Origin of the sequence: Legionella steigerwaltii (assembly GCF_001468065.1) — a bacterium.
In the GTDB taxonomy this organism is placed as follows: Bacteria; Pseudomonadota; Gammaproteobacteria; order Legionellales; family Legionellaceae; genus Legionella; species Legionella steigerwaltii.
Genome location: NZ_LNYZ01000043.1, coordinates 1 through 12,177 on the forward strand (window position 1 = coordinate 1; position 12,177 = coordinate 12,177).

Genomic DNA, 12,177 nt, shown 5'->3' on the forward strand with positions numbered 1-12,177 from the left:
AAAATTATGAATTTTTTTAAGAAAAATGAGACTAAATATGCTGCATGGGAATAATCAACTTTTAGACGCCAGGGTAATAAAACACTCGGTTTATACATTAAGACGAACTGGTCCTCTCCTTCACCTATCACAGGAAGCTTAAAGTGATCACATATTTTATTTACTGCATCGTTAGTGATTTGGTATCGGTCCGCAATTTCTGCAATGGTCCATTTGCAAACGAAAAAAGAATTTTTTTCCAATTTCTGCTTCAAGCCATCATGCAGATGGTTGTAAATTTTTTGTGTATCAATCAAACCCGTTTCACCACCTAATTCTGATGGTTGAAAACAACAAAAACAAAGATAACTTGGAACATCAGTGGAATAATAATTTTCAGTGTGAAATCCACCTAGATAAAGTGTTCCTCCCGTTTTATAAACAGTATTGGTGTGTAAAACGTACTTGAAATTATTGACATGATCTCGGCCATTTTCAGACATAAACGCTTCGCTAATACCTCGAAACTCTGGGATACTTAAAATGATCCTTTCGAATTGTTCATCAGTTTCAATATTAAAGCCTCTTAATAATACAGCACCATAACGCGCCATATCATCAAGAATTTGCTGGGAATTGGATGCTAAAAACTGTTGCAAAAATCCGAAATCCGAAGAGCCATTTGCTTCGATCACCAATGGCATTTCATTTTCTTCAGATTGAATGAGTCGTTCATCCTGGCGAAGAAACCGTGTGACAACACCGTGGTACTCCTTGTGCATACCCCCAAACTTCCTTATTAAATTGCCATAAAAAACTATACCATAAAAAATGAAAATACAATCAATAGAACGCTTATTATGTTGATTTAACTAATTGCGTTTTTTCAGAAAGGGTTATTGCCAAATAATATTCTTGTTGCATGTAAAAATCAGGCCAAGCTTTAATAAATTGTCTTAAATTTACATTATCTACAAGGGACTTCCCTCTAATATCCTGACTGGTTATTGGATCTGGAATAGGAACAGTATTACTTACTGAGGGCAGATCAACTTGTTTACTGCTAATCCATTTCGTTATAGAGCTTTTTTCAAATGAATGTCCACTAGGACTTAAAACGGGTTCGTTCATCGTGTTAAATAAAATTGGATCCTTGATATCTTCTTCTACCTTTTGCAATTTCGCCCAATACTCTTCAGGACTTAAAGAAGTTGCAGAGACGTAATTAATAATGGTCTTGAGTTTGAAATTTGGATAAAAGTGTTTTCCTTCTTCCAAATCAGGGTATTTTTCCAATAGATTAGAACGTTCATAGCTAATGCCATCACGTACCAATGTAACCGGGTCTTTCATCACTTTTATTTGCCCAGACTTTATTGTTGTCAATGGGCAAGAAAGTGCAATCAGCATACCCTCTGGCAAATTGACCGTTGTAGGCTCCAGTTTTGAGCTAAGAGAGTCTTCTTCGGGAAGACTTGCGTCCGTACGGTAGGATGTATAACCTATGGATGTTGTTTCTTGCCCTACTTTTGGATTAATTCTATTTTCTACTTCATAACCATTTTCGGATAGAATTTTTAATAATCCAGGAAGATGGGGTTGTGTATTCTCATCGGTCATTTGGATAATACCACCCGCTGAATCAACAACAACAAAAAATTCATCACTTAATGGGGCGGCATTATTCACAATCCATCCTACGCTATTTGACAACATATAACGTTGAGGCACATTCATTTGCCATTGAGCGAGCTGTTTATTCCAACTAATGGATTGAACTGTGAGTAATCCGTCTACTCGGCTATCCCGTATCAACCATAGCTTACTGCCGTTTTCTTGCAATTGAGTGACCTTCGTAGAGGATACTTTTAACCATTCAGCTTTAGAAAAAAGAATGAGATTGGTTTCTTCTGGTCCCATTTTACCGTAGATAAAAACGTTCGCATCGTCCATGTCTTCAACCTTAAGCTGCATTTTTTCTCCTCATTATCAATGTTGCATTGTATGCTTGGATTAGAGCACACAGATGTATTTGGAAGGGCAAAAATTGTTTATAGACTTTAGCTGCAAATTTTTCAACTTTTTGATAAAAAAATATCTCAAAAGCTAATTAACTTGTGATCATAGTGTGAGTAGGATTCTATCCAAATAACGATTCCGCAGTAAAAGATAAAGGGCACATGCCAAAGCTCAATTGAGTTTTAGCTTGTGCCGTCATGTATATTAATTACAGCATCGCCGTAGGTTTGGACGTATGCGATTCATCTTCTTTTTCGGGAGTATTTGATTTTTCTTGCCACCAATATTTTAGGCGTTGGGCACCATGCAGTGCTGCTTTATATAAATCGGGAAGAATGGATACAATGGCCTGAAGATAATCAGTAAACCCACCTCGATTAAAGCCATAAATACAACGACTAAATTCGGCACCCTTTTTACTTAACGCAATCGTATCGTCTTGCTTAGCATTTTGTTTAGAGAAAAATCCTAATTGAAATCTACTTTCATACGCTTCTAATTCCTTGCCAAATTCTTTTTCAATATCATCTGCAATCAAATGATTGACTTGATCCTTAGTAAGAACAGGATAAAGTGCCGCCATCATATTACGTATTGCTTCATTCTTTGTGAGATTAGGGATAGAATTTTTTCGCTTATCTGGACCTTCCCCAAGACACCAATTACATACCCCGACTAAAAGTGTTAATGATTCATGATACTCGGCATATGCGGTAGCACGTTGGTTTATAAAGTAGGCCGTTGCGGCCCAGCCTATCCAACCTAAAAAACCAACAACTGGAAGAAAAGACAAGGCTGTTGCTGCGACACCAAAAGCCACGCTTCCTGCAATTTTTTGATCAATACTTTTTAGTTGCGTTGATTTTTCTTTAAAAAGTGCAGTGCATTTATTTAAAAATTCGATATGATTTCGAGTAGCTATTCGAAAATTCTGCTCATCTTGAATGTGAATAGCAAGCTTATTGCCATCAGCAGCCTTTGCGTCCTTTTCAATAGTAAAATATTGTTGTGACTCTAATTGCCGTGTGTACAGATCGCTAGTGATACCAAGTTGAGGAACTGGTGTTTCAAGTTGCTTTTTTATCCCAAAAGTTTCTAATAATGATGCTGTCATTTTGGCCTACTCTTAAATAAAAGAGGCATTCTAAATTTTATTTAGCCTAATGACAATAAATAAATAAATGTGCAAAAATAGTTCTTATAACTATTTTTTAATACCATAATGAAGCGTAGTGATTTTCAAGACACTGAATGTGCTGAGGCGTTGGCTGAATCAATGTTTTTAATTTTTTTTAGCAATTAATTGTTTAATATCAATTGCTATTTCACGGATTGTTTGCCCTTTATTGATATCATTTCGAATATCCAGATCAAACTCATCCTCTAAGTCAAAAAATAAATTAACTAAATCCAGAGATCTAGGGACAATCTGGTCAATTGATTGATCCAAATCAATCTTCTCTGGTGGGATTTCCTGCGTTCTAGCAATTAAATTAACAACACGACGTTCTACTGTCTGCTCCATAAAAAATCCCTTTTTGGTGTTCGACTGTTAATGCCACTTCTATGGAGTATACAACCTGCTTTCATTCAACTCCATTAATATTTATCCGTCCCTAAATTCATTAAAAATTTTTTCCCATTTGCAAACCGCAGTATCGATTTAAAAACCAAATCGTTTAAAGCACTGAGCTCCCAATGATTTCATCGCACTGCATTGAATGATTGTGGTTGTTGCTTCTGCATCATTTGCTATTTGAATGACAAAAGAACGACCATTGGAACATGCAACATTCCAATATGCGGCATCATTTATATCGAGACCTTGATAAAAAGATCCAATTGGAATACAGGGTTCACCGGCTGCATTGATAATACCGCTTAGAATTTGTGTTTTCTGTTCTGATGTTCTGCTTAATAAAATACTGTTAGCGATATTGGCATAATTACAAGAAGTAAATGCTAATAGGAAAAGCATCATCATAGACTTACGCATAATGCATCCTTAAAATTGAGCTGCATCCCCACAGGAAAATTTTGGTCTATATGATGTTATTCTAGAATATGGAATGGCTTTCTTCATTTCAATTTGAAAAATTTATAATCAAAATATTAAGATTTTTTGCTGATCGGAATATGGAAGAGCTACTCCAAAGCTCATTCCAAACCACGAATCAATTAATGCTTAGCGTTCGTCACAAACAGTATAATATCCATGGCGAAAAGGATTATTGCGTGATCTAAACCTATAGTTACGACAACGTTGTCCCTGATCATCGGTGTATCGTCTATCCAATCGAAATGAAAAATCACCGAAATTCATATCTTGTTGCCATTCTCGTTGTTGACGAGCTCTATCTTCTTCGTCCATGTGTTTCAAATATTTACTGAGCTTGCTGGCATGACCTACTGAAAAGAAGGAAGCAAGCAGTAAAAGTACGATTATTTTTTTCATAACTAGACCTTAAAAAACACAAAAAGCACGCTATTAAACCACAGTTGCCTTTAATAAACAAAAAATTAAAAGAACGAGAAAGAATGTGTATACTAGAGATATTTAAGTTATTGAATTATAGGAATTCCTACATGCCAGGACAGCCATTTAAAATCACTATGCCTTTCATTTTGTTCAGCATGGTACTTTATCTTATCTTACTTTCTTTTATCCAATATCCTTTGACCACTTTACTTAAACCCATTCCCATTGCTTTACTTATGCTTTTTACACTACAAGTCAATTGCACGAATCAGGTAAAAATCTTGTTACTCTTTGCCTTAGGATTTTCATTAATTGGTGATGTTTTTTTAACCTTGCCAATAAAAATGGCATTGCAAATAGGAATCTTAGCGTTTATGGCAACGCACTGTACCTATATCTGTTTGTTTTTAAAAAACATACAATTTCGCAGCAAAAACGTGCTTTCTTTTTTACCTATCTTAATATTTGTCTTAGTAAGCTTCTACTTTTTATCCCCCTATTTGGGAGAAATGAAAAAACCGGTAGCTGCTTATCTCTGCCTGCTCACCTTAATGGTCTTTTGCGCATTCCAAGTAAAACAGCAATCCCTGTTGACCCGGATTGGAGCTTGTCTCTTTTTGTTGTCTGACTTTGTTCTGTCCCTAAACTTATTTGTTTTATCAAATAATAAACCAACAGCCGTGTTAATTATGTTGTTCTATTACATTGCCCAGTTTTTATTGGTGGTAAGTATCACTCAGACAAAAGAACTAATGTTCCTCAAATTACACAGAGTATTTCGTGGTTTAAAACTGGCGTAGACTATTAGATAACAAGAGAAAACAATCTTAAAAGATAGAATAACCAAGTCGTCAAAACAACAATTGCGATGTTGGCAATCAAACCAATCTTGTTTTTTCCTAAAATTAGGGAAAAAACATATCGTGCCAATTCAGTCACAAAAAATAAAATTAAATAGGTCGCAAATATTACGAAAAATGCCCAATAGAGACACTCTTGGTTAATATAAAAAGGCACAAATTGTGTCGTAAGCCCTGCGCCTTTTTTATAACATAAACTAAAAAAATAATGCCTGTCATAGATAACTAAAAAAATTATCGCGTACAAACGAAGAAAATTTATAGTGTATAACATGGTATATTTCTCTGATGTGCTCGATATGACAAGACCTGTGCTATGAATGCTGAGTGTTTTGTAGTCTGGGTGCAGCGTAGCGGAACCCGGAGAATACTATATTAACGATCCCGGGTTCCGCTACGCTGCACCCAGGCTACAAAACTAATCCAGGCCACAATTCACCCAGGCTACATCCATTTTTTATCCCATTTTTTTGTATGCGTCATGACCAATAAAACGGGCTCCTGGGCCTTCATGAGCAATGTCGCTTGCTTGCTTATTCAGTATGGAAATTGTATCAATGGCTTGTTGATTTTTGTCAAAATGACCACTAACACTCAATACGGACTCACACATTGGGTAAACAACACTGAAGGATAGTACGTTACCTACGGTATAACCCGTAATAGGTCTTTTTTGCTTAATTGCTTGTGGACAGGTTTTTGATGCAACTGCTGTAGTGAAATAACCTTCAACTTTATTATCTGCCACAATATTAAGCTCTAAAATTGAACCTCTTTCATTTTTATAGGTAACTGTTTTTTGCGCTGCAAAAACAGAGTGCGTGCATAAAGAAGACAGTGCAATTGTAACGCAAAAAAACGATTTAAAACTCATTAAGATACTCCTCGGCAATTTTTAAATTCTTAGCGATTTAACTTCGAGTTGTTGTTTAACATGTTACTAAGGTGAGGTCAAATAGTATCCGCATTCCTGCCTGGCAATATAAGCTAGCTATGTCATTACTTATGATTTAATTCAATTGGTTCACTCTTTTTGACACACAGAATTCTTGAGCTTAATATACATATTTATTTTCCACAGGTAGCATATCTGCTGATATTCTCGCAGTATTAACTAAAAAGCACAGGATGGATTTGAAATGCGTAAATTGCTGTTCATTGGATTGACTGCCTTACTGCTAACAGCCTGTGGGAAAGAAAATAAGTCTTTTAGTGGGTATATTGATGCGGATCTTGTCTATTTGTCCGCAGATTTTGCTGGACGACTGACTGACCTCGCCATACTAAGAGGGCAACGGGTCAAAAACAATCAATTTCTATTTAGACTAGAACAAACCAGCGAGCTTTATAATGTACAAATGAGCAAGTTAAACAAAAAAGATCTGCTCGCTCAACGCCAACAAACTTTGACCCAACTCCAATACAATGAAATCAATTATCGTCGTATCCAGGAAATGCGGAAACAAAATGCAGCCAGCCAAAATGATCTCGATGCTGCACAAAGAGATTTAAACATTTCAAAAGAACAGCTTACTGGGATTGACGCTAAAATTAAAAACAATCAGGCTGATACTGCTGATAAGAAATGGCAAGTGACGCGCAAAGAAAACTTTGCCACAGATAATGGAATTATATTTGATACTTATTATACACGAGGTGAATTTGTTCAGGCAGGCGCCCCCGTTCTTTCCTTAGTTACAAAAAAAAATATTAAAGCCGTATTTTTCGTTCCTGAGGAACGACTCGATCAATTACGCCTTAATGCACGAGTTAAAATCAAGACGGATCATAATCCTAATTTTGCAACGGGTCATATCTTCTACATCTCAAACATTGCTGAATACACGCCACCTGTCATTTACTCTCGTGAAGAGCGTCAGCGCCTTGTATTTCGGGTTGAAGCAAAAATCAACTGTCCTGATCTAGAAAAAATTCACCTAGGCCACCCCGTTACCTTGGAATTAGCTAATGAGTGATCTTGCAATTGATGTAAAAGAATTAACCAAAAAATTCGATGAAAAGGTCGCTGTAGATCGCATTAACTTACAAGTAGAGAAAGGCTCCATCTTTGGATTCTTGGGTTCAAACGGTAGTGGTAAGACCACAACGATTCGCATGATTTGTGGACTGTTAACCCCCACAGATGGTGAAGGGACTTGTCTTGGTTATGATATTCGAAAACAAAGTGATGAAATAAAAAAACGAACAGGCTATATGCCTCAAAAATTTAGCTTTTATATGGGATTAACGGTCAATGAAAATCTTCGCTTTATTGCAGATATTTTTCAGGTAAAAAATTCAGCTAAAGCAATAGAAGAAATTATAAAAGATTTAGGGCTCGAGGACTATCGCAAGGTGCAAGCGGTCAATTTATCAGGAGGATGGAAGCAACGTTTGGCCTTGGCATGCAGCTTACTGCATAAACCTCAATTATTATTCTTAGATGAACCTACTGCAGGAGTTGATCCTAAAGCGCGTAAAGAATTTTGGGATTATTTACATAAAATTTCTTCACGTGATGGCACCACCATTCTCGTAACAACGCACTACATGGATGAAGCCGAAAAGTGTACCGACCTAGCATACATTAATATAGGGAAATTATTGTATACAGGCAGCACAAGAGATTTAATTCCACACTCAAAAGTCAAAACTTATGTATTAGAAACTGATAGGAAAAAACAAAATCCTTTAATGGAAAAAATACAGAATTCATATCCAAAGCTGTTAGCTTCAATTGTAAATAATGAATTACGTATTTCATCAAAAAATCACCAATTATTAAAGCAGATGATCGACGAAAACAGCGACCTGTCATTTAAAGAAACTACACCTTCTTTTGAAGAGGTGTTTATCGGATTAATGCGATGAAGTTTAAAAATCTACTCCATGGACTATCTTTAGCTCGCCTCGATGGTTTAATACGTAAAGAATTTATTCTGATCACACGAGATCGCGGCACTATAGCTATGTTAGTCATCTTACCAATTATGTTACTTATTCTCTTTGGCTTTGCTATTGAATTTGATCCCAAACATCTCCCCACCACCATTATTAGCTATGACAATTCTCCATTAACTCGAAGCTATGTCAGTGCTCTTGAGGCTTCAGGATATTTTAAAGTGATTTATGATGAGCAAATGACTGAACGTAAAAAGAATCAGGATTTCGCCAATGGGCAAATAAGCTTTGCCTTCACCATTCCCCCTAATTTCACTCGTAAATACATTCGTAACGAAAATCCACAATTACTGGTTGAAATCGATGGTTCCGATCCAGGAAGCAGTGCCAGCGCACTCAGCAACGCGCTCCCCATACTGAATCAAACTCTGGATGCATTTAATAAACAAGGTTTAGGCTCCCCATCAATCACTAATCCGAAGCGAAGTGTCGATCTCACGATTCACCGACTTTATAATGAATCGAATACAAGCTCTTATAATATCGTTCCTGGACTAATTGGCGTACTGCTCACGCTCACCATGGTGATGCTTACATCAACCGCCATCACCTCAGAAAAAGAGTCGGGGACAATGGAAATGTTGCTAAGTACACCATTAAAACCAACAGAAATTATTCTTGGTAAAGTAATACCCTACATCGTTTTAGGTTACTTACAACTAACCAGCATTTTAATTTTTGGTAAAGCACTGATTCATATTCCTACTGAAGGAAGCATCGTCTTGCTTTATATAGCGGTTGCACCATTTATTATTGCCAATTTAATGGTGGGTATGATTTTTTCCACACTTGCACGTACCCCGATGCAAGCAATGCAACTCAGTGTTTTTTACCAACTGCCTTCAATGTTTTTATCAGGCTATATTTTTTCTTTCTATGGCATGCCTAATTGGGCACAAATGATAGGGTATTGCGTGCCTATGACGTACTTTATCCGGATTGCGCGTGGGATTTTATTGAAGGGAAACACGTTCAGCCAGATTGTTCCTAATATTTTTCCCATTATATTGATTGCCCTTATTTTGATTTTCTTGACGGGAAAAATATTTAAAACGAAGCTCGACTAGGGTCTGTTTACAATGATAAAAATTAAAATTATCTTATTGAATCTATTTGCTATTTTGCTTTGGGGTTGTTGCAAAAACTGCGCTATTCCTGAAAAAGTGAATTATCCTAAAAATTCGCGTAATGGAATAAAATACATCGATAATAAAGCCGACTTAAGCCGAATCGCATGGTGGAAAAAGCTGCATGACCCAGAACTTAATCAGCTTATCCTGCACGCATTGGCCTGCAATGATACAATTAAAAGTTCGTATGCAACGATTGAGCAAGCACAAGCGCAACTTAAAGCAGCTCAATATGCTTGGATCCCAACTCTGGATGCAACTGCTACTGGTTTTGCTGGTGGGACCTGGAATTCACATGTGACGCCCAGAGGCCAATTAGCGAACAATCCTTTTTTTTCTCATCTTTCCAACGTAAAGTTTAGAGGATACTACACCGGCTTTACTCCCAAATATACGGTGAATATTTTAAATAATATTTATAATGTTAAATCGGCCAAAGCGTCATTAGCCATGGAACAAGCCCAGGCACAATCAACAAAATTAGTAATTATCAGCCAAATCAGCGGTGCTTACTTTATGCTCTTAAGTCAGCGAGAACAATTGGCGGTTGAAAAAGAACTGAGTCGTGATTTAAGGAAACTGCATCAACTGGAACAAATTCGTTTCAAGAGAGGAGCCAGCAATATCGAAGTACCAATAAATATTGATCAACAGTTGGCACAGGAAGAGGCGAAGATTCCCCAAATTGAAAGTGTCATCGCGCAAAATGAGAATACCATCCGCCTCTTATTGAATCAAAACCCTGGTCCAATTACAACTCATCGAAGCTTGCTTTCATTGAACGTAAATCACTTGATCCCTAAATCATTACCGTCATCGGTTTTAAAAAATCGTCCAGACATCATGATTGGTTTAAATAACTTAAAAATAGCTCAAGCACAAATTGGGATGGCTTATTCTGCTTTTTTCCCAACCATCGCCTTAACCAGTTTAATTGGCGGTGCCTCTGTTGATTTAAGGAATCTTTTAAAATTGAGTACGAATATCTGGGTTGCAGAAGTTGCTGCTTCAACAAAAATTTTCAATGCCAGTTCCTATGAAAATATCAAATCAGCTAAAGCTGGATTTAAAGCAACTTATTATGAATACTTGAACACACTCCATTCCGCATTTGCAGATGTAGATGATGCGCTAACCAACGAACAGAACGACAATTTATCCTATTTGCAAACTCAAAAAGGATATTTGGCAGCGAAGAAAGCATATGCTGTTGCATTAGCTCAGTATAAAGCAGGCTCCAAAGACTATCGTAGTGTAATCAATGCAAAAATTAATCTTGATCGCAGTAAATTAACTTTAATTCAAGAAAAAGCACAATTACTGGATAGTATTGTTCAAGTCTATAATGAGGTAGCCGGTGGGTATGATTCTGTTGAGTACACGACATAGGTACTGTCCTATAAATCTGAGTACAGTGTGGTTCTTCTAGGAATTTTTTTCCCTCACCCCTGCCCCTCTCCTGTTTCGGGAGAGGGGATTTTTTTGTGGAACCCACCAATTTCCCTTCTCCGCCTTGGGGAGAAGGGGCCCGCTAAGGCGGATGAGGGGATTAACTAAGCCTCTTCATCAAGCGCTTTTTCAACTACTTTGACCAATCGTCCTGCCTCAGGAGAGGTCGTTGAATAGAAATAATTAATAAGCTCACCTTTCCGATTAATAAGGTATTTATGGAAATTCCATTTTGGTGCCGTGCCAAATCCTAATTTCTGTCTAGCCCAAAGATAAAATGGATGTGCATGTTTTCCTGAAACCACTTCTTTAGCAGTCATTGGAAAAGTAACCCCATAATTGACTTGACAAAAACTAGCAATTTCTTGCTCTGTTCCTGGTTCTTGGCCGCCGAAATCGTTTGAAGGGACTCCCAGTATCACCAAACCACGGTCCTTATATTTTTCATAAAGCTTCTCTAACCGAGCATATTGTGGAGTAAAACCACACTTTGAAGCCGTATTCACAATAATTAAAACCTTCCCTTGAAATGATGATAATGGTAATGGCTCATGCCCACGTAAAGTATGAAATGAATAATCATAGGCATTATCATTGAGTCGAGATGACTCAGCAGATGCGATATTAGAAGTCATAATGTAACATCCTAGTAAAATGGTTAGAAAACGCATGGTTATCCCTTGTTCGTTCCAGAACTGAATCGCTGGGATGTCTAATACTCATTTCATCATATACTATTGATCGAGTATTGCAAGAAAGCTATATCCGTGAGTAATTAGTAGCCTGGGTGAAGGCATAGCCGTAACCCGGGATTATTCAAGTCTCGATCCCGGGTTACGCTTCGCTGCACCCAGGCTACAACTCTTAAGTTTAATAAGTGTTCAACTGATGCTTAATTTTTTCTTGTACTTCCTGCATATGTTGTTCATCTTTATAATGAGTTCGTGGCCAAAAAAAACCCTTAAGCCCATCGTGTTTATTTCTAGGAACAATATGTACATGAAGATGGGGTATACTTTGGCTAATGGTGTTATTCATTGCAATGAAGCTCCCTGCTGCTCCCATTGCTTTTTCAACAGCCCTACCTATTTTTTGAGTTAATGAAAAAAGCGGGGATAGCATTGAGTCAGGCAAATCATAGAGTGTTTTAATATGCATCTTAGGGGCTAATAAGGTATGTCCTGGAAAAAGAGGACGAGAGTCCAAAAAGGCGATAAAACCCTCGTCTTCAAAGATAATAAAAGCTTTTTCTTTTTTCGCCACAATTAAATCAATAACACACTCAATTGCCATTTTATAT

General features: G+C 37.1%; 15 protein-coding genes. 5 read left to right on the plus strand and 10 right to left on the minus strand.

All coding sequences use genetic code 11. From position 1 onward, the window contains the following. From Lstg_RS16810 to Lstg_RS16835, 6 genes are all read right to left on the minus strand, one after another. The coding region (locus tag Lstg_RS16810; RefSeq protein WP_162264087.1) for a TauD/TfdA family dioxygenase at nucleotides 1-761 on the minus strand (761 nt) is incomplete at its 3' end. 76 nt (nucleotides 762-837) lie between these two features. Beyond that, a complete protein-coding gene (locus Lstg_RS16815; RefSeq protein WP_058478771.1) occupies nucleotides 838-1,953 on the minus strand; it encodes a U-box domain-containing protein in 1,116 nt (371 codons plus the stop codon). 253 nt (nucleotides 1,954-2,206) lie between these two features. Continuing rightward, nucleotides 2,207-3,112, minus strand: coding sequence for a hypothetical protein (locus Lstg_RS16820; RefSeq protein WP_058478772.1), 906 nt, complete (start codon nucleotides 3,110-3,112; stop codon nucleotides 2,207-2,209). A 168-nt stretch (nucleotides 3,113-3,280) separates the two neighbouring features. Further along, nucleotides 3,281-3,523, minus strand: coding sequence for an acyl carrier protein (locus Lstg_RS16825; RefSeq protein ID WP_058478773.1), 243 nt, complete (start codon nucleotides 3,521-3,523; stop codon nucleotides 3,281-3,283). A gap of 138 nt (nucleotides 3,524-3,661) precedes the next feature. After that, nucleotides 3,662-3,994 carry a hypothetical protein gene (locus Lstg_RS16830; RefSeq protein WP_058478774.1) on the minus strand — a complete coding sequence of 111 codons (333 nt, stop codon included), beginning with the start codon at nucleotides 3,992-3,994 and terminating at the stop codon, nucleotides 3,662-3,664. Nucleotides 3,995-4,183: 189 nt separating this feature from the next. Further along, nucleotides 4,184-4,453 (minus strand): hypothetical protein, encoded by a 270-nt coding sequence (locus Lstg_RS16835; RefSeq protein ID WP_058478775.1) that lies wholly within the window; start codon nucleotides 4,451-4,453, stop codon nucleotides 4,184-4,186. 131 nt (nucleotides 4,454-4,584) lie between these two features. Here Lstg_RS16835 and Lstg_RS16840 point away from each other — a divergent pair, with 131 nt between their 5' ends. After that, complete coding sequence (locus Lstg_RS16840) at nucleotides 4,585-5,277, plus strand: lysoplasmalogenase (protein WP_058478776.1); 693 nt, start codon at nucleotides 4,585-4,587, stop codon at nucleotides 5,275-5,277. A gap of 4 nt (nucleotides 5,278-5,281) precedes the next feature. Here the strand turns inward: Lstg_RS16840 and Lstg_RS16845 are convergent, their stop codons facing one another. Together Lstg_RS16845 and Lstg_RS16850 are read right to left on the minus strand one after the other, a co-directional pair. Then, nucleotides 5,282-5,611 carry a hypothetical protein gene (locus Lstg_RS16845; protein ID WP_058478777.1) on the minus strand — a complete coding sequence of 110 codons (330 nt, stop codon included), beginning with the start codon at nucleotides 5,609-5,611 and terminating at the stop codon, nucleotides 5,282-5,284. Between the two features lie 183 nt (nucleotides 5,612-5,794). Next, complete coding sequence (locus Lstg_RS16850; protein ID WP_058478778.1) at nucleotides 5,795-6,211, minus strand: avidin/streptavidin family protein; 417 nt, start codon at nucleotides 6,209-6,211, stop codon at nucleotides 5,795-5,797. Between the two features lie 265 nt (nucleotides 6,212-6,476). Between Lstg_RS16850 and Lstg_RS16855 the strand changes: the two genes are divergently transcribed. The 4 genes from Lstg_RS16855 to Lstg_RS16870 are packed head-to-tail and all read left to right on the plus strand — an operon-like array spanning nucleotide 6,477 to nucleotide 10,817. Next, the gene (locus Lstg_RS16855; RefSeq protein ID WP_058478779.1) at nucleotides 6,477-7,313 is read left to right on the plus strand and encodes an HlyD family secretion protein; all 837 of its coding nucleotides are present in this window, start codon (nucleotides 6,477-6,479) and stop codon (nucleotides 7,311-7,313) included. After that, nucleotides 7,306-8,208 (plus strand): ABC transporter ATP-binding protein, encoded by a 903-nt coding sequence (locus Lstg_RS16860; RefSeq protein ID WP_058478780.1) that lies wholly within the window; start codon nucleotides 7,306-7,308, stop codon nucleotides 8,206-8,208. Before Lstg_RS16855 ends, Lstg_RS16860 begins: the two co-directional genes overlap by 8 nt. Then, nucleotides 8,205-9,365, plus strand: coding sequence for an ABC transporter permease (locus tag Lstg_RS16865; protein ID WP_058478781.1), 1,161 nt, complete (start codon nucleotides 8,205-8,207; stop codon nucleotides 9,363-9,365). The genes Lstg_RS16860 and Lstg_RS16865 overlap by 4 nt, the downstream gene beginning before the upstream one ends. A 12-nt stretch (nucleotides 9,366-9,377) precedes the next feature. Further along, nucleotides 9,378-10,817: a TolC family protein gene (locus Lstg_RS16870; RefSeq protein ID WP_058478782.1), complete on the plus strand. Its 1,440-nt coding sequence runs from the start codon at nucleotides 9,378-9,380 to the stop codon at nucleotides 10,815-10,817. 164 nt (nucleotides 10,818-10,981) lie between these two features. Here Lstg_RS16870 and Lstg_RS16875 read toward each other — a convergent pair whose 3' ends face one another. Further along, nucleotides 10,982-11,512, minus strand: a complete 531-nt coding sequence (locus tag Lstg_RS16875) for a glutathione peroxidase (RefSeq protein ID WP_058478836.1) — start codon at nucleotides 11,510-11,512, stop codon at nucleotides 10,982-10,984. Nucleotides 11,513-11,747: 235 nt separating this feature from the next. Next, complete coding sequence (locus Lstg_RS16880; protein ID WP_058478783.1) at nucleotides 11,748-12,170, minus strand: HIT family protein; 423 nt, start codon at nucleotides 12,168-12,170, stop codon at nucleotides 11,748-11,750. Nucleotides 12,171-12,177: the final 7 nt, after the last annotated feature.

What these genes read in the sequence shown, in the direction of transcription:
- Lstg_RS16815 (WP_058478771.1), bottom strand. Translation starts at nt 1,953, where the DNA reads ATGCAGCTTAAGGTTGAAGACATGGACGATGCGAACGTTTTTATCTAC.
- Lstg_RS16820 (WP_058478772.1), bottom strand. Translation starts at nt 3,112, where the DNA reads ATGACAGCATCATTATTAGAAACTTTTGGGATAAAAAAGCAACTTGAA.
- Lstg_RS16825 (WP_058478773.1), bottom strand. Translation starts at nt 3,523, where the DNA reads ATGGAGCAGACAGTAGAACGTCGTGTTGTTAATTTAATTGCTAGAACG.
- Lstg_RS16830 (WP_058478774.1), bottom strand. Translation starts at nt 3,994, where the DNA reads ATGCGTAAGTCTATGATGATGCTTTTCCTATTAGCATTTACTTCTTGT.
- Lstg_RS16835 (WP_058478775.1), bottom strand. Translation starts at nt 4,453, where the DNA reads ATGAAAAAAATAATCGTACTTTTACTGCTTGCTTCCTTCTTTTCAGTA.
- Lstg_RS16840 (WP_058478776.1), top strand. Translation starts at nt 4,585, where the DNA reads ATGCCAGGACAGCCATTTAAAATCACTATGCCTTTCATTTTGTTCAGC.
- Lstg_RS16845 (WP_058478777.1), bottom strand. Translation starts at nt 5,611, where the DNA reads ATGTTATACACTATAAATTTTCTTCGTTTGTACGCGATAATTTTTTTA.
- Lstg_RS16850 (WP_058478778.1), bottom strand. Translation starts at nt 6,211, where the DNA reads ATGAGTTTTAAATCGTTTTTTTGCGTTACAATTGCACTGTCTTCTTTA.
- Lstg_RS16855 (WP_058478779.1), top strand. Translation starts at nt 6,477, where the DNA reads ATGCGTAAATTGCTGTTCATTGGATTGACTGCCTTACTGCTAACAGCC.
- Lstg_RS16860 (WP_058478780.1), top strand. Translation starts at nt 7,306, where the DNA reads ATGAGTGATCTTGCAATTGATGTAAAAGAATTAACCAAAAAATTCGAT.
- Lstg_RS16865 (WP_058478781.1), top strand. Translation starts at nt 8,205, where the DNA reads ATGAAGTTTAAAAATCTACTCCATGGACTATCTTTAGCTCGCCTCGAT.
- Lstg_RS16870 (WP_058478782.1), top strand. Translation starts at nt 9,378, where the DNA reads ATGATAAAAATTAAAATTATCTTATTGAATCTATTTGCTATTTTGCTT.
- Lstg_RS16875 (WP_058478836.1), bottom strand. Translation starts at nt 11,512, where the DNA reads ATGACTTCTAATATCGCATCTGCTGAGTCATCTCGACTCAATGATAAT.
- Lstg_RS16880 (WP_058478783.1), bottom strand. Translation starts at nt 12,170, where the DNA reads ATGGCAATTGAGTGTGTTATTGATTTAATTGTGGCGAAAAAAGAAAAA.